Origin of the sequence: Chamaesiphon sp. VAR_48_metabat_403 (assembly GCF_031422475.1) — a bacterium.
In the GTDB taxonomy this organism is placed as follows: Bacteria; Cyanobacteriota; Cyanobacteriia; order Cyanobacteriales; family Chamaesiphonaceae; genus Chamaesiphon.
Genome location: NZ_JANPLS010000017.1, coordinates 1 through 17067, shown reverse-complemented (window position 1 = coordinate 17067; position 17067 = coordinate 1). Strand labels below are relative to the sequence as shown.

At 45.1% G+C, this 17067-nt stretch carries 18 protein-coding genes; 14 read left to right on the top strand and 4 right to left on the bottom strand.

From position 1 onward, the window contains the following. Positions 1 to 468, bottom strand: a 468-nt coding sequence (locus RMO79_RS00865) for a fatty acid desaturase (protein WP_310481155.1), incomplete at its 3' end; no start/stop codon positions are given. A 405-nt stretch (positions 469 to 873) separates the two neighbouring features. Here RMO79_RS00865 and RMO79_RS00860 point away from each other — a divergent pair. The 3 genes from RMO79_RS00860 to RMO79_RS00850 all read left to right on the top strand — a co-directional run bounded on the left by RMO79_RS00860 (position 874) and on the right by RMO79_RS00850 (position 3122). After that, positions 874 to 1248 carry a DUF5335 family protein gene (locus RMO79_RS00860; protein ID WP_310481154.1) on the top strand — a complete coding sequence of 125 codons (375 nt, stop codon included), beginning with the start codon at positions 874 to 876 and terminating at the stop codon, positions 1246 to 1248. A gap of 50 nt (positions 1249 to 1298) precedes the next feature. After that, positions 1299 to 2891 carry a B12-binding domain-containing radical SAM protein gene (locus RMO79_RS00855; protein ID WP_310481153.1) on the top strand — a complete coding sequence of 531 codons (1593 nt, stop codon included), beginning with the start codon at positions 1299 to 1301 and terminating at the stop codon, positions 2889 to 2891. A gap of 87 nt (positions 2892 to 2978) precedes the next feature. Beyond that, positions 2979 to 3122, top strand: coding sequence for a hypothetical protein (locus RMO79_RS00850; protein WP_310481152.1), 144 nt, complete (start codon positions 2979 to 2981; stop codon positions 3120 to 3122). 196 nt (positions 3123 to 3318) lie between these two features. Here RMO79_RS00850 and RMO79_RS00845 read toward each other — a convergent pair whose 3' ends face one another. Beyond that, positions 3319 to 3858, bottom strand: a complete 540-nt coding sequence (locus RMO79_RS00845) for a Dps family protein (RefSeq protein WP_310481151.1) — start codon at positions 3856 to 3858, stop codon at positions 3319 to 3321. Between the two features lie 402 nt (positions 3859 to 4260). Here RMO79_RS00845 and RMO79_RS00840 point away from each other — a divergent pair, with 402 nt between their 5' ends. From RMO79_RS00840 to cimA, 7 genes are all read left to right on the top strand, one after another. Further along, positions 4261 to 4584 carry an Asr1405/Asl0597 family protein gene (locus RMO79_RS00840; RefSeq protein ID WP_310481150.1) on the top strand — a complete coding sequence of 108 codons (324 nt, stop codon included), beginning with the start codon at positions 4261 to 4263 and terminating at the stop codon, positions 4582 to 4584. Beyond that, positions 4559 to 5209 carry a (2Fe-2S) ferredoxin domain-containing protein gene (locus RMO79_RS00835; RefSeq protein ID WP_310481149.1) on the top strand — a complete coding sequence of 217 codons (651 nt, stop codon included), beginning with the start codon at positions 4559 to 4561 and terminating at the stop codon, positions 5207 to 5209. Before RMO79_RS00840 ends, RMO79_RS00835 begins: the two co-directional genes overlap by 26 nt. Positions 5210 to 5564: 355 nt before the next feature. Next, positions 5565 to 6902, top strand: a complete 1338-nt coding sequence (locus RMO79_RS00830) for a TonB family protein (protein WP_310481148.1) — start codon at positions 5565 to 5567, stop codon at positions 6900 to 6902. A gap of 122 nt (positions 6903 to 7024) precedes the next feature. Further along, positions 7025 to 8062: a hypothetical protein gene (locus RMO79_RS00825; RefSeq protein WP_310481147.1), complete on the top strand. Its 1038-nt coding sequence runs from the start codon at positions 7025 to 7027 to the stop codon at positions 8060 to 8062. A gap of 1 nt (position 8063) precedes the next feature. Further along, a complete protein-coding gene (locus tag RMO79_RS00820; RefSeq protein ID WP_310481146.1) occupies positions 8064 to 8690 on the top strand; it encodes a MotA/TolQ/ExbB proton channel family protein in 627 nt (208 codons plus the stop codon). Positions 8691 to 8802: 112 nt separating this feature from the next. Next, on the top strand, positions 8803 to 9207 hold the full coding sequence (locus RMO79_RS00815; RefSeq protein WP_310481145.1) for a biopolymer transporter ExbD: 405 nt from the start codon (positions 8803 to 8805) through the stop codon (positions 9205 to 9207). Positions 9208 to 9366: 159 nt separating this feature from the next. Beyond that, entirely contained in the window at positions 9367 to 10983 is a 1617-nt protein-coding gene (cimA, locus tag RMO79_RS00810; protein WP_396136485.1) for a citramalate synthase, read from the top strand. A 92-nt stretch (positions 10984 to 11075) separates the two neighbouring features. Here cimA and RMO79_RS00805 read toward each other — a convergent pair whose 3' ends face one another. Then, positions 11076 to 11942, bottom strand: coding sequence for a fatty acid desaturase (locus RMO79_RS00805; RefSeq protein WP_310481143.1), 867 nt, complete (start codon positions 11940 to 11942; stop codon positions 11076 to 11078). A gap of 415 nt (positions 11943 to 12357) precedes the next feature. On the opposite strand from RMO79_RS00805, the gene RMO79_RS00800 reads away from it, so the two are divergent. From RMO79_RS00800 to RMO79_RS00790, 3 genes are all read left to right on the top strand, one after another. Further along, positions 12358 to 13587, top strand: coding sequence for a TetR/AcrR family transcriptional regulator (locus RMO79_RS00800; RefSeq protein ID WP_310481142.1), 1230 nt, complete (start codon positions 12358 to 12360; stop codon positions 13585 to 13587). Positions 13588 to 13701: 114 nt separating this feature from the next. Further along, positions 13702 to 14424 (top strand): hypothetical protein, encoded by a 723-nt coding sequence (locus RMO79_RS00795; protein ID WP_310481141.1) that lies wholly within the window; start codon positions 13702 to 13704, stop codon positions 14422 to 14424. Positions 14425 to 14626: 202 nt separating this feature from the next. Then, positions 14627 to 15157 (top strand): tetratricopeptide repeat protein, encoded by a 531-nt coding sequence (locus tag RMO79_RS00790; RefSeq protein ID WP_310481140.1) that lies wholly within the window; start codon positions 14627 to 14629, stop codon positions 15155 to 15157. Positions 15158 to 15173: 16 nt separating this feature from the next. Here the strand turns inward: RMO79_RS00790 and RMO79_RS00785 are convergent, their stop codons facing one another. Then, positions 15174 to 15536, bottom strand: a complete 363-nt coding sequence (locus RMO79_RS00785; protein WP_310481139.1) for a response regulator — start codon at positions 15534 to 15536, stop codon at positions 15174 to 15176. A gap of 335 nt (positions 15537 to 15871) precedes the next feature. On the opposite strand from RMO79_RS00785, the gene dapB reads away from it, so the two are divergent. Next, positions 15872 to 16699, top strand: a complete 828-nt coding sequence (gene dapB, locus RMO79_RS00780; RefSeq protein ID WP_310481138.1) for a 4-hydroxy-tetrahydrodipicolinate reductase — start codon at positions 15872 to 15874, stop codon at positions 16697 to 16699. Positions 16700 to 17067 lie beyond the last annotated feature (368 nt).

Here is a 17067-nt window from a genome sequence, read left to right as displayed (position 1 = left end):
AAGGGGATTTGCTCGCTGGTACTCATCTTGCGTCCACTGCACGCGCTCTGGGTCGCGCAGGTCGATCCCATTCCAGCCGTGATGCAAGCGATGTAGCAGCGTATAGGTGCCATAGGGCCAGAACATCGGCCAGGTGGTCAGACGGGGCAAAATCGTCTCAAACCACGGCCAGCCCGTGAGGGTGCGGTGAACCGTATCGTGACTACAGATAATCCAGAACGCATAAAAGATGCCAGCGATTGCCGTAATTGCCATGAATGCAAACAGATAAAAGATGCCAGCGATTGCCGTAATTGCCATGAATGCAAACAGATTGTTGACTGACCAGGCTAGTGCCATTAAACCAATCGCGATCGCGCCAATCGTCATAAACCGGAATAAGCCAACCAGAGGATCGACCTGACGTAAATCGGCGATTGCGGTATGCAGTTCTGTTGCGAGCGTGTCTGAGTTCAAAATACTACTCATACCGTACCTTCTATCTGAACGCACTGCTACGGGGTAATTTAATTCGATCGATCGGATCGCGGTCGATATTTATAAACTCGCCGCGAGACAATCTTACGATAAACGATCGATATGAGAAACTTGTGAGTAAAACTACAGTAGCAGACGATCGGTTGCTAATTATAGATTGCTCAGATTATTTTAATTGAAGGGGAACCATTCGATTTCACATAACTATCGATCGCCTTCTAATTTATTGCCCTCACAAGTTCCTCACATCTTCAACTTAAAATTAGAAATACAAAACCCCCATCCGTTTCGTGTCAACTTGATGATATATAAATCAGAGTTAAATATCTACGAATGAAACATCTGATTTTCAATCGTAATTTTGATAAAAATTATTACATCAGCAGAAATCCTATTATGAATAAGATTGACATCAATAAATCTATCCCAGAAGAGCGGTGGCTGGAGTTTTTCGACCAGTTTTCTGATGGTAATAGTGGACGACATATATCAATTGAAATATTGGGTGGGGAACTCGGTGACTTAGAACTGATTCAGAATGCACCTTTGATGGCGATGGTTTACGATCCGCCTCAAAAGGGCAATAAATTGACGATTCGGCAAAGCCGACGCTTCGCGAACGAAACTGGTAAAGATGAGGTAACTTACGCTCATACCGTCGATGCCCCCAAAGAGGTATTAACCGGACAGGATGCCAACGGCATCATGCTGGCGGTGCAGATTCGTGACGCTATGGGGATACCAACTTTGATTAAGTTACAACCTAATTGAGCTAAAGCGATCTAAGTAGAAATCAACCTTATGTAGATTTTAAAATACTGATGAAAACATTACTTTTATGGCCACAAATGCCCAATTCCTTCTGGTCTTATCAAGAGACCTTAGATTTGGCAGGTTTGAGATCGACCAATTCACCCTTGGGTTTGATTACCATCGCCGCTATGTTGCCCCAGGATTGGGAAATCCGCTTGTTCGATCGCAACGTTCGTCCCGAAACTGCTGCCGATTGGGACTGGTGCGAGCTGGTAATTATTTCAGCGATGATCGTTCAGAAAGCCGATTTTTGTAGTTTAATCGATCGCGGTATTAAGTTAGGTAAAAGAGTCGCCGTCGGTGGGCCATTTCCCACTTCAATTCCCGCAGTCGCCCAACAAGCTGGCGCGCATTATCTGATTTTAGATGAAGGGGAATGTACCATACCCCTATTTTTAGCTGCGCTAGAGCGGGGTGAATGTTCGGGTATATTTCGGAGTGCCCAGAAACCAGATCTAACCCAAACCCCGATTCCCCGCTTCGATTTGCTAGATGTAGATGCTTATTTAGCCATGACTGTCCAATTTTCGCGCGGTTGTCCGTTCCAGTGCGAATTTTGCGACATTATCAATCTGTACGGACGCAAACCGCGCACCAAAACGCCCGCTCAGATGTTAGCCGAATTAGAAGTACTCTATCAAATGGGTTGGCATCGGTATGTATTTCTCGTCGATGATAATTTTATCGGCAACAAACGCAATGCCAAGGTATTTTTAAGAGAGTTAATTCCCTGGATGGAAGCCAGGAATTATCCATTTATTCTCATCACCGAAGCATCGCTAAATTTAGCTGAAGATGATGAGTTAATCGAGCTGATGGTAAAAGCAGGAATTACAATCGTCTTTATGGGAATAGAAACACCCGATACCGATAGTCTCTTAGGCATTCATAAAATTCAAAATACCCGTCAATCTCTGCTCGAATCCTGCCATAAAATTACCCGCAAGGGCTTACAAATTATGTCTGGTTTCATTATGGGTTTCGATAACGAACGGGCGGGAGCTGGCGATCGGATTCGCACGTTTATCGAAGCTGCCAATATTCCCCAAGGTCAATTCAGCTTATTGCAAGCTTTACAAAATACCGAAATGTGGCAACGGTTAGAACGGGAAGGTAGATTGACTGAAGGTTTGGCGACTGTCCATCAGGGAGCGATTATGAATTTTATTCCCACCCGCCCAGTGGCAGAAATTACTACCGAATATATCGATGCCTTTTGGCAAATCTATGAGCCGCTCGCCTACTTAAAACGCACGTTTCGCTGTTTTATGATGATGAATGGCTGGCGCGGTAAAAGTCGCCGTCCGATTACCGCCCATGAAGTCAGTTTGTTTAGCAAACTTTGCTGGAAACAGGGAGTAATGCGAAATACGCGCTTCTATTTCTGGTGGCAATTATTAGTTATTACTATCTTCAAACCGCAATTGCTATATGACTATATCACGACGTTAGGGGTGGGCGAACATTTCTTTAATTATCGCTACGAAGTTCGCGCTCAACTCGAACGCCAACTCGCTGAAATTGAAGCAGCAAAAACGCGAGACTCACTCGCTGAAAACCCAGATCTTAGTTTGGTTTATGACATCGCTGGCAAAAAGTAAGGCAGTAGATATTCAGCCAATAATTTATCTTGTCGTTCGCATCGCGTCCGCGACAGCGGAATCGCGATCGACGCAGGAGAAAGCAAAATGGATAACCATCGTCTCAATCTCATCGATGCCTTGCTCCGTTGTCCCAAAGGACAGGAGTGGTTGCTGATTCAGCAGCACGAAAATTTAATCGATCGCGAACTCTTAGCTATTATGGAACACTCTGTCGATCGATCCATCTAACCTTACTCCCGCACCGATCGCCGCCGAGTTGCAATCCGATCGAGCGCACACATCCATTGTCGGAGATAACCATAAACGCCCGCAAACTCGGCAATATCGCCTTCCAAGCCCACCGCTATCATCAATATCTTCCCCGATCGACCCTATGCGGCTTGGCTGAGTACCCCCAGCGAAGAGTCTACAAAGTTTTTAACTTTTAACTTAGAGATCTAACCAAGGTATCGGGAGCTAAAAAGTGAGCGATATGATAGGCTCTTTCTTCAGTTTTTAGCAAAATTTGCTCGTATAGATACCGTGTCGCACGATCGCCCAAACTTTCAGCTTGACTGGCTTGGCTGCGGATCAGCGCGATAATTGCTTGTTCGCTCACCAAGTCATTTTCTAACATCGTCCGACAGTTAAAGGCACCATCGGCTTCAGGAGTGAAACAACAAAGTTCTGCCAACTTGGTAAAACTAGCCGCAGGGACTCCGCCTAAGCCATCTAAGCGTTCGGCAACATCATGAGCGTGACTTTTGAGTTGTCCATAGCTATCTTCAAAAAACTCGTGCAGCGAGTAAAATTCTGCGCCTTCGACCACAAAGTGATGCTTTTGATATTGCAAATATAAAGCCTGAAAACTTGCCAAAGCGATGTTTAATCCCTCACAGACTGGCTCGGTTACCGTGAGATCTAATCCCACGACATTAGCTCCGACTTCACCAAATCCCCGCATTAAGCTCTGTGCTGTTGTCATAAATTTCTCGCTCTCTATTATCAAGGTTAACTTTTTAAGACTAGACTGCTGAGGTTACAACTAATGACTACCGATCGGTCTAGAAAAGTACTATTAATTAGATACTTTAACACGAGTAGTTCTGGTCGAGGGGTCCACTGTAAACCTTGTCATTGCTAATCTTCACCCACCAGCAATCGTTCGAGTAAATTCACTATCGATAAGTTTTACTAACAGCTACAGTGCGATCTATTCGTCTGTAATCTAAGCTTTCAGACATTTTCAAAGGTTTTTAGCCAGAATTAATGTCGATCGATGCAAACATAAATATTAACTTGTTGCTTCAAATTATCATTTAGGGTATTCTAGATTTAAGCACAAGCATCTTTGGCGTAGCCTCTAGAAACGAGAATCCCCATCAAAATGGAACAAGTAAATGATTCAGACTGGATTTTCATCATCGACACAGCTTGGGGCGATCGCTGGCAGATACATCGTCGTCTTCAAGAGTTAGAAATTCCTTGTGAATGTTCCACCGGGCAGCTTTTAGTAGTAACAGTGAACACGCCCACAGCGGCAATTCAAGTTTGGAGCGTGACACGACAGCAATCGATTCCGCATGGCGGAGGCTTTGCCAACGGGCGCAGTCAATCGATCGATTTGTTGAATCGCTGTTTCAATCTACAAGCTGTTGGCATCGCCTTTCAGAACGAGAATAGCCATGACAGTGAATTACTTAATGACTAATGAAGCTTATTTTCAGCTAGAGGGCGAATTTTTAGGAGTTTGCGCGATCGATGGTTACAAGCTTAAATATCTGCGCCTCAGAACCGCAGACCGAGATATCATCATCAAGGTGCCTAAGCAGCTCAGATTGGCGATGGTTTATCGGTTAGCCATTGGCGATCGTCTTCGTTGTGAAGGCATCCAAAAAGATGGGAAATTCAAGGCATCGGCAATTGAAAAAGTCGAAGCTACGCCAGCGACTGCGGCAGATCGATCTCCACTATTAGCTAGATTCTCCGCCGGAGCAACTGAGCCAACGAGATCGTCTCCTGAGAACGAGCCAAAAGTTAAGATTCTCATTTGTCAAAAGTCACACTGTCACAACAATGGTGGCAAAGAAATCTACTCGGCTTTGGTAGCACAACTAAGTAGTCATGATTTAGACGATCGGGTGACTTTGAAAACCACTGGTTGTCTTAAATGTTGCAAGCAAGCTCCTAATTTAGTAGTTTTACCTGTTGGCAAAACCGCCGATTCAGCAGCCTCGCCACTGGATCGTCAATCTAGCTATCGGAATGTGAGTATTTCTCAGATTCCAGCAATTATCTCTAGAGTTAATTACCACCTGTCGATCGAGTCAAAGTAATCGATCCAAGTTGCTACTTACTGAACGATTGCTCGCATGAAGTGGAGAGACTCTGTACCGATCGATACTTGCAATCCTAAGTAAATTCCCCTTCGCCTTGCCAATAATATTCAGTTTTAACAGTAGCTGTGGCAATATAAGCACAAATTGTTGATAACTTATCGCAAATATTTGTTCGGCATTATTACTGAGTCATGACAAATTTCAGAAATCGGGTAATCCTGTAAATGCTTTTACCAGAGTGTTCTAGCCGATCGAGCGTCAGATTTAATTAAGTGAAAATGCTTGACCTTAGTTAAAAAGATTTGTGATAATATGTCAATAGTTATAACTTTGTCTGTAAACTCTAAGAATTATGAAACAATCGAGTTTCAGTGCCACATCCAGACGGAATGCCGACAAAAATCTGTTGACGATCTTACTGGCTGGGGTAGGTGGCTCACTGGCATTTCACGTTGCTGCGTTCGCTGGAGTCGCTCATTGGTGGAAACCCGTCGTGGCGATTGACGAACCGATGGAAATTACGATGGTGGATACCGCGCCAGAGCCGCCGCCAGTCAAACCTGCGCCCACGCCAAAACCAGTCCCGATCGTCAAGGCAGAGCCGAAACCAGTCCCGATCGTTAAGGTACCCGCTAAATTAGAGCCAAAACCAGTTGCTGCTAAACCAATCCCGATCGTCAAGACAGCCGCATCGCTCGATAATCTCGTCGATCGTCAACCCGCCAAACCAGTTAGTAAACCCGTACCCAAACAAATCGCTCCACAGCCAACGCCTGTAATTCCACCAGCTTTTCCCGAACAACTATTTAAATCGCCACAACCAGCAGCGAAAACTCCGGTAGCACCCAAGCAAAAGGTAGCTTCTCAACCAAAACAGCAGAAAATAGTCACAGAGCCTCAACCGGGAACGCCCATCGGTGAAAATCAATCGGGGTTAGCGAGCAACTCACCCAATCGCCAACTTGCCGCCCGCTCGACGGATACCCCCACACCAACTCAGGAGCAAGATTTTGGGCAGGTGACACCGAGCAAAGTTAATGCGCCGACTGAAGACATCGCTCCTAGCAGTAACAACCAGTCGGGCTTGACTGGCAACCCCGTTAATAATACCAAGTTAGCTGGTAGATTAGCCGGAAATAATACTAGCTCTTCTACTGACGATAACTTTGGGGAAATCGCACCGAGCAAAATTAAAACACCTACCGCCGACGACTTTGCAGGCTCCAGTAACAACCAGTCAGGATTGGCAGGTAAACCTACTAGCGGCGGAAAGCTAGGCACCAGATTAGCAGGGAACGCTCCTAGTAGTAATACTAGCGATGGCGATCCTGCTGGTGTCGCTCCAGGCAAGAGTTGGAACAGTGCTAGAGCCGAGCCAGGTGCTGGCTTGAAACCTAATCCAGGGAATAGCGACGGTGACGATGCGGGTGGTGGCGTGTTTGGCTTGCAATGTATTAAAAGATGCGAAATTAGCGGACTGGTAGATTTAGAAGATCGCGACGGTGGTAAGGATAAATTACGGATTAAGATCGCGATCGATCCCAAAGGTAATGTCACCAGAGCGAGTGTCGCCAAATCTAGCGGTAATTCGACAATCGATCGAGTTGTGATTAATGGAGTCAAACAAATGCAATTTAGCCCTCCCGGCAAAATTGTCGAACGAGTAGTCAAGGCGAATATATTACTATGATTATGATGATTAGCACGATCGGGATGATTAGGTTGCTAGTAATAGCAAAACCGCTCGATAATTTTCGGCATTTTTAGTACCGATACCAGAATATTTTTTAGATACAAAGTTATTTGGGTTATATGAATTATTTCAAAATATTAATTACGAGTGCAATTGGAGTTGCAGTTTCACTGTCTCAAGCTCACTTAGCGATCGCGGCAAGCATCACATTACTCGATGGGAGTAAGTGCGAGGGCGAGGTTAGCAAGGGAGTTTTAAACGGGCAAGCTACTTGTAAATATGCCAGCAAAGATACCTATACTGGAGCTTTTAAAGATGGTAAGTTTTCTGGAACTGGCAAGTATACATTTGCCGCTGGTGGCAGCTATCAAGGCACATTTAAAGACGGTCAAATTGAGGGTAAAGGAGTAAGAACTTATCCAGATGGCGATCGCTATGAAGGCGATTTTGTCAAGGGCGAACCCAATGGTATTGGTAACTATCTTGCTGCTGGTGGCGGCGGTTATCAGGGCGAATTCAAAAATGGCTCTCCCGCAGGTAAGGGGACATTTACTTTCAAAAATGGCGATCGCTGTACCGGAATCGCGACTAATACTCAACTCAATGGAGCTGGTACTTGCGAATACAAAAATGGCAATAGTTATCAGGGTAATCTAGCTAATGATAAGCCAGACGGTAAAGGTACCATGACTTTTGCCGATAAGAGTACCTATACTGGCGACTTTAAAGCCGGACAATTTGCAGGGACAGGTACGCGCAAATATAAAAATGGTAACATTTACACTGGGCCGTTTGTAAATGGTGCGCCGAGTGGCAAAGGATCTTTAACTCTAGTCAGTGGCGATAACTATACAGGTGATTTTGTCAGTAGTAAGTTTAATGGTTCTGGTGCGTATAAATTTAGAAATGGCGATAGTTATACCGGACAATTTAAAGACGGTAAATTTGCTGGCAAAGGCGCGATCGTCACGGGTGGTAATCGTTGTGAGGGAGAATTTAGCAATGGCGAACTAAACGGTACAGCTACCTGTAAATATAGAGGTGGCGAACAATTTACTGGCGAATTTAAAGATGGCGATCGCGATGGCAAAGGAGTATTAACTGCTGCCAACGGTAGTAAAATAGAAGGAACTTGGAAAGCGGGGAAAATGCAATAATATGGACGACTTTATTAAGACTTTTAATGCAGGTGGCGCGGTAATGTACCCGCTGCTACTTGGTTCGATCCTCACGATTGCCCTGGGAATCGAAAGAATGTATTTCTGGACTAAAATCGGTCGTAGAGAGAAGCCGATGATTAGGGCAGTATTAGATTTATATCAGAATGGATCGCCACTGGTCATCGATCGACTCGAACGCGAACAAGATCTACCGATCGCCAGAATCTTTATGGCGGCAATCGGGCTAAAAGATGCGACACCTGACGAATTTCGGTTGGCACTAGAGAGCGAAGCTCATGCCGAAATTCCGATCTTGCGGAGATTTATCGATATTTTTGACGCGATTATTGGTTTAGCTCCACTGCTGGGACTTTTGGGTACGGTAACAGGCTTAATCGCTTCATTCTCTTCTCTAAAAATTGGTCAAAGCGTTGGGGCTGGTTCTAATAACGTAGTCGGCGGTATTGCTGAAGCTTTAATTAGTACGGCAACAGGCGTAATTGTTGCCGTGATGGCTTCTCTTTGTGCGAATCTATTTCGGGCACTATACCAACGGCAAATGTCTCAAATCCAAGAATCTACAGGTCAATTAGAATTAATCCACCGTCGTAATTGGCAACAGTAATCATCGTTAGTTAAATAAATTTGCAACTATCGTTCGATTTTAAAACAGGGGTATTTCATGAATTACCCCTGTTTACTTCAATGTTCATTTTATCAATCATAACTTTACAAACATGCGATTATTAACTGACACCGACGATCGTGCGCCTGAAGTAAATATCGTTCCATTGATGGACGTTATCTTCGCAATTTTAACCTTTTTTGTAATGACATCCCTATTACTAAGTCGGACTGAAGGATTGCCCGTCAATCTTCCTGGTGCAAGTTCTGGTAAAACTCAAGATCAGACTAAAATTGTCGTGACGATCGATCCTCAAGGGGCGATCGCTCTCAACCGTCAACCGACAGATTTAGCTAGCTTAACGCCTAAAATTCAGGCACTAGGGGCTAAAAATCAGGAATCGCTAGTGGTAATTAATGCCGATGAAAAAGTCGGACACGGACAAGTAGTTGCGGTAATGGATCGAGTTCGCCAAATTCCAGGAGTGAAGATGGGAATTGCAACTAAGAGAAAGTAAGTAGCAAGATCGGGTATAATTGAGTCAGGCGGGTAGTTAAAGGTTTCGCTGAGCTTGGTATCAGATTGGGCAATTCAACGATCGGTACGATCGTCAAAGAGTATTATTTGACATGAACCAAGCAGCTAAACTATGTCAACAACAAGGCAATACTCCTCCATGATTCACATCTACGATACGACGCTTCGCGATGGCGCGCAGAGAGAAGGATTGACTTTATCGGTTGAAGATAAACTCAAAATTGCCAGACAACTCGACAAATTAGGCGTACCGTGGATTGAAGGTGGTTGGCCGGGTGCTAACCCTAAAGATGGGGAATTTTTTCGACGGTTGCAGCTAGAACCGTTAACTCAGGCGCAAGTAGTTGCGTTTTGCTCTACCCGTCGCCCTGGTGGATTGGCGGCTGAAGATAAAATGCTAGCCGCGATTCTAGCCGCTGGAACGCAGTGGGTGACGATTTTTGGTAAATCATGGGATCTGCATGTTACTGAGGGCTTAAAGACCGATTTAGCCGAGAATCTGGAGATGATTCGCGACTCGATCGAGTACCTAATTTCTCAAGGTAGGCGCGTAATTTACGATGCCGAACATTGGTTCGATGGTTACAAGGCAAATCCCGCATACGCGCTTCAAACTTTGCAAACTGCGGTCGCGGCTGGTGCGGATTGGCTGGTATTTTGCGATACTAATGGGGGGACGCTGCCCCAAGAAATTACCCAAATTGTCAGCGACGTAACTAATACTCTCGATCCTCAGCGACAGCTTCAATTTGGCATCCACTCGCACAATGATTGCGAACTAGCCGTAGCCAATGCGATCGCAGCGGTGACTAGTGGCGCGACAATGGTACAAGGCACCATCAACGGCTATGGCGAACGCTGCGGTAATGCCAATCTCTGCTCGATTATTCCCAATCTCCAACTCAAACTCGGCTACTCCTGTCTCCCCGACACCAATCTCACCCGCCTGACACAGGTAAGTAGATTCGTCAGCGAAGTCGTTAACGTCGCCCCCAATGATTACGCCGCCTTCGTCGGTAAATGTGCCTTCAGCCATAAAGGTGGCATCCACGTCTCTGCTGTCGAACGCAACCCGCTCACCTACGAACATATCGCCCCCACCCAAGTCGGCAACGAACGCCGCATTGCAATTTCCGAACAATCGGGATTGAGTAACGTGTTAATTAAAGCCAACGCCATGGGATTGACACTTACTAAAGAAGATCCGCGTACCCGCCAAATTTTAGCCAAACTCAAAGAATTAGAATATCAAGGCTATCAATTTGAAGGAGCCGAGGCGAGTTTTGAACTATTAATGCGCGAAATTTTAGGACAAACCTCGACGTTATTTACCATCCAAGATTTTCAGGTACATTGCGCAATTCTCCCGAAAAGAGACTATGCTAATGCCACCCAACATCACTCCCTCGCGACAATTAAAATCGCCGTCGATGGACAAAATATTCTCGAAGCTGCCGAAGGAAATGGCCCAGTATCGGCTCTAGATGCCGCCTTACGCAAAGCCCTAAGTCAATTTTATCCAGAGTTAAATAAATGCTATCTCACCGACTATAAGGTGCGAATTATCGACGGCGGTGCGGGAACTTCGGCAGTAACTCGCGTTTTAGTAGAGTCGAGTAATGGACTGCATCGATGGACGACGATCGGGGTTTCTGATAATATCCTTGAAGCATCCTATCAAGCTGTCGCCCAAGGGATTGAATATGGCTTATTAGTGCGCTCTCCTCAAACTTGCAGTTTGGTAGATGTAAAATGACGTTCGATTATGCTGTCCTTACCCTGAGATAGTAGGGGCAATTCATGAATTGCCCCTACTATCTACCTCAAACAGCGAGATTTTTAAGTCGATTAATTTGTCGGTGGTAAAATTACTCGTTTTGCCAAACCGAGCTGTTGTAATAATTTAATCGACCACCAAGTCATATCGATTTCCCACCACTGCCAACCACCTTTGGCAACATTAGGATAAGCGTGGTGATTGTTGTGCCAGCCTTCGCCGTAAGTTAACAACGCCGCCCACCAGAGATTGCGAGAGTTATCATCCGACTCGTGGGTGCGATAACCAGTAATGTGACTGGCAGAATTAATCAGCCAAGTACTGTGCCATAAAATCACCGCACGGACAGCTACACCATAAATTACAAACGACCAACCGCCGATCGCATACAGTAGCAATCCGACTGGAATTTGCAATAACAAGAAATACTTATCTAGCCACACATAATAAGCATCTTTCGCTAAATCTGGCGCGTTGCGCTTGTATTCATCGAAGTTGAAAAAATTGGCCTTAGGATAGAAAATCCATAACATGTGACTCCACCAGAATCCCCGTTTTGCCGAGTAGGGATCTTTATCCCAATCTTCGGTATAGAGGTGGTGCTGTCGGTGTCCGCCCACCCAAAAAATCGGGCCGCCTTGGAGTGCTAACGCGCCGAGAGTTGCAAATACATACTCTAATGGTTTGGGCACGCTAAAACTGCGATGTGTCAGCAAGCGATGAAATCCCAAGCAAATTCCGATCGATCCAAATAGCCAATGTAGAAAAATTGCCGCTCCTAGTGCAGACCAATTAAAGTACCAAGGTGCCAGTAATGCAACTAGGTGAAACGAACCAAAAAAGATGACATTTACCCAGCTTAATGGTGTCGTATCCCGTTCTTGTAACTCATTCTCGCTGGGGCTGTGCCCAAGCTTTGCGATCGAATTAGCAGTCATAAAATAGTTGATTGGTTAGGTTTTAGTCTTTGAGTGTTCGTCTTTGGGTGTTGGGTTTGAGGCACTAAATTTTAATTCTCTAGTCAGATCTCACCCCACACATAATCCCTGTCTTAATTTGCTTGTCTTCGCAACATGCCGTACTTGGAGTTTTCCCCAAAATGCACTTGCCGCTGTCTTGAAATGCAAACAGTCAGGGCACAAAGGCGTGCGCGAATCGCTAATCCCTAACCCCTAATTCTTGGACACTGGTTCCGCATCTAGGTATAGTGGAAAGAGGTTTTGCAAGTAACGCTTGCATTTATATCTTAACAACCTTTTTCAAGTTATGCAAGTGATACTTGCATTAGGATCGTTAACGCCGCCGCTACGCTTGGATAATTGCTACTCAGTTAGCTCATAGAACCCTTACTCCATGACATCTTCCCGCAACCTCACCCGTCAAAAAATCATTCAAGCAGCAATCGAATTATTTGCCAGCCAAGGGGTAAGTGAGACTACCACCAAGCAGATTGCCGAACTAGCACAAGTAAACGAAGTCACCTTGTTTCGTCAATTTGGCAATAAACATGGGTTGCTACTCGCAGTCATCGAAGATGCAGATGTCTTCGCACAATTAGGGCAAAGTTTGGTGACAGAATTGCCCCCAGCCAGTAGTTTGGCGCAAATGCTCAGAGAATATGCCAATACCTGTCTGCAAGCACTAGAACAAACTCCCGCTGTCATTCGCTCTCTGGTTGGCGAATCGGGGCAATACTCGATCGAAAACCGCCAAGGCTTGGGACGTAGTTTCGATCGTGCCAATCGCCGCGTCGCGAAGTATTTAAAAACCAATATCGGCGAATCGCAGCCAGATTTACAATTACCGATCGAACAATTGACAAGTTTATTACACACATTATTATTCGGCTATGCAACGATCGAACTAACTAGTGAATTTCATGGTTTGTGGCGCGATCGATCGGATTTTTTAGATCGAGTTGTCGCTTTATTTATTGCCGGGGCAGTGGCGGGAAATCCGCAACAAATCGCACCAGTGCGAGTCGAAAGCGCGGCTAGTCAAGATATCGCCCTCGATTTACCCGAACCAATCGTGCATCAAATTCTGCAACAAGCTAAAAAACACAGCCTCCAAACTTACGCGCTGGGATACGTATTATTCGGAGCGGGATTAAGTGCCAATGAGATTATTTTTTTAACTCGATCGCATCATCTGAGCAGTAGCGATCGGCAATTATTACAAATAACTCACGGCTCGGTGCGCCAAGTGCCTGTCAATCAGTGGATTATGGGCAAACGCTACGGTTCCTATCTCAAAAATCCCCTCACACAATGGCTCAGAAGCCGCAAAGATGTTAATCCGGCTTTATTTATCAATGCCGATGGAACTGCATTAACTGAGGCAGATTTGCACCAACTGTGGCAACACTCGATCGGTGAAATTATGACCTCGACGGGAGAGCTACCGACGATCGCCCAAACTCAAGCGACATGGTGTGTAGAGATGCTCATGAGAGGATTGACAATCGAAGCAATGCAAGTATTAACGGGATGGGAAATCGATCGACTCGAACCCTATGCGCGCCGCGCCCAAGAGCTAACGGTTTTAGCACAAGCCTTTAATGTCGATCGTCAATCTCCATAAATTACACCATTTCGGATTTTGGATTTTCGCCCCAAGACCGCACTTTTCGCTCCCCCTCTCCCCACTATGTAAAATATTTGTATTCGAGCGATCGAATCTGGGTGATTTTTGTGAATGTTAGAAGTACACTCTTCATTCACTCATCTAATGACACCCCCAACGCTGCTCGATCATCCCCTTATTTCCGATGCCCAGCTTCTCGAACATCAAAAAAATGTCGCCATCGCTCGCCAGCAGATCCTGAGTGCCTTTTACACCACGATGGTTATCGGTGGCTTATCAACAATGGTTTGGGCGGTACAAATAACTCGTGGCGTACCCGATAGCGGTTGGAATATTTTAGATGTAATCTTAATGTTTGGGCTGGGCTATGGCATTGGGCGAAATAATCCGCTTTGTGCGAAGCTTATGTTTGGCTACTTCTTATTATCTAAACTACTGCAAATATTTTCTGGTCGATTTCCGCCTACAGCCGCGCCAATAGCTGGAATTATCTTTTTCTACTTATGGAAAGGAATTGTTGGTACCAGCGCGTATGCTCGGTTGATGGAAACAGAACGAGATCTTCGCGAGCGACAATCGCTCGAACTAATTCAGAATCGATCGTCCGTACCGACGAGCAAACCTAAGCCAGCCGCACCCACTCAACCATTAACCATCTCACCAGAATTATTATCATTATGCGGTGGAGATCGCGCGCAGGCGCAATGGCTGGTGTCTCAACTTAAAATCAAGCACCCAGATCGATCTCCTGGCTGGTACGATCGACAGGCGATCGCCCAATTAAACAGTAAAAATTATGTCGAAACCGATAACGATCGGCTCGACAATGATTAATTCAAAACATGCATAAAAGTATCGATTCATTTACAAAAATTTAGATTGAATCGAGGATCGAACTTGCTTGGAATCTACCCCTTGCCGCCAAGACTTGGTAAATTATCGTAATCGCAATGTCACCATAATGAAGCCAGTATTTGTACCGATTGCGATTTAAATACCTTAACTTACATTTGATTAATGAGTACAAAGCAAAAATATGCTCGAACGGGAAAATAGCTCGACTGCAATTGTAGATGCTGGTGATATATTGTTGTCAGCTAAAGCCAAATATAAAAATTGCGACTATCAAGGTGCGATCGTCGAGTACACGCTAGCAATTCAATTTCATCCTCAGATCGCGTTAGCTTTTTGCTGTCGGGGTGATGCTTATTATAAGTTAGGAAAAGAAACACCAGCCCTCTCTGATTATAATCGCGCTATCGAACTAGATCCCAAACTGACAATCGCTTATTATCGGCGGGGAAACCTATATAGTTCGATGAAAAATTACGCTGTGGCAGTTGGTGAGTATAGCCATGCGATCGAATTAAAGCCAGATTTTGCCCTTGCTTATTCTAATCGCGGTTTTGCCTATCGGGAATTATATGGCGAACGAGAAGGCGTTGCTGATTGGCAACATGCCGCTCAACTATTTCAGGCGCAAGGCAACTCCGAGCAATATCAGCAGATGATAGATTTAATCGATCTAAATACTAGTATCGATACTTTATCTGGAATGTTATTTTAAACTGAAATGGCGATCGCTAATTAAAGATCGATTCGAGCGCGCTAATGAGATCCCGTTCGGTATATGGTTTGGTAATGTAAACATCGATCCCCTGTTTTTGCCCCCACATGCGATCTAAATCACGATCGCGGGCCGTACAAGCAATAATCGGAATCGGCTCGGTCTCTGGATAAACTTTTAATAGCCTACAAAACTCAAAACCATTCACTCCATCCATCGTAATATCTGTAATAATCGCATCTGGTTTTTGATGTGCGGCTAATTCCATCCCCTCGGTAGCATTATTTGTAGAGATGACCTGATAATTGTTATTTTGTAAATAAATGGTTATCAATTCTCTTTCAGATTGACTATCTTCGACAACTAAGATTTTTTTCATCGTTAAGATTTTTTATACCAATATAATCACAATTCATCCTGGTTCGATCGAGAAGTGCTGACAGCAGATTTCTATAAATAATCTAGAATAAATGGTCTGCTAGCTTCCAGCTAAATTTACATTTTTCGTCAGTCGATCGTTATTAGCTTAACAGAATACAACCCTACTTTTACGCGATCTCGTGCTACAAAAATCTAAAGATTGGGAGTAGCGTTAAATATCAGACACCCTCTCAACAAGAAATTTAGTTGCAACACCAATCTCACAGATCGGGGAGCAAGTCTTTCGATGTCATAATAAGCAATGTAGAGTTGCCAGCAAGAGAAAATATTAGCATGATCGAAAAATCGCCAATTCCAGTCGTCGTCAATGGTGCGGCGGGAAAAATGGGACTAGAAGTCATTAAAGCCGTCGCTAACGCCCCAGATCTGGTATTACTGGGCGCGATCGATCGCAATCCCAAGCTACTGGGTGAAGATATCGGCGAAATCGCTGGCTGTGGAGCCTTAGAGATACCTGTAATGAACGATCTCCAAGCAATCCTCGCGATGGCATCTCAAGAAAAAGAACCCGCCGTGATGGTCGATTTTACCCATCCTGACAGTATCTACGAAAACGTGCGATCTGCGATCGCTTATGGCGTGCGTCCGGTAGTCGGTACGACAGGGTTGAGTACCAACCAAATTCAGGAACTAGCCGAATTTGCCGACAAAGCGAGTACTGGTTGCTTAATTATCCCCAATTTCTCGATCGGGGTAATTTTAATGCAGCAAGCCGCCATTCAAGCCGCTAAATTTTTCGAGCACGTCGAAATTATCGAACTCCACCACAACCAAAAAGCCGACGCACCCAGCGGTACCGCCATCCAAACGGCCCAACTACTCGGCGAACTCGGCAAAACCTTCAACCCGCCTAGCGTCACCGAATCCGAAAAAATTGCAGGTGCTAGAGGCTGTATCGCCGACGAAAATATCCGCATTCATAGCATCAGACTTCCTGGCTACATCGCCCATCAAGAAATTATCTTCGGTGCTCCTGGCGAAATCTACCTCCTCCGCCACGATACCACCAATCGATCGTGCTATATGCCCGGAGTCATCCTCGCCATCCGCAAGATTTTAGACTTAAAATCACTAGTATATGGATTGGAAAAAATTCTTTAAAGGTATTAGGTTTTAGCGAAGATCTACCCACCCCACCCGACCAGTAGCCCTACGGGCACCCCTCCCTGGCTACGGTGTATACACAAGTTGGTTAGACTTCGTTTCGAGATCTGAATCCCCCAAACCCCCTTAAAAAGCGGATGCGCGAACTGTTCGGGTTCCCCGACAGTGTAGCGAACCAAGCAGCTTGCTCAGATCCGGTCAAAGTCCCCCTTGGAAAGGGGGATTTAGGGGGATTCAAACCAATTTCGCTTCTCACCAAAGATGTGTATACACGGTAGCCTCCCTGGAGGGGATTTTTCTACTCCTTACTTCTTACTTCTTACTCCTTACTCCTTACTCTCCCATCTCCCATATCCCATCTCCAC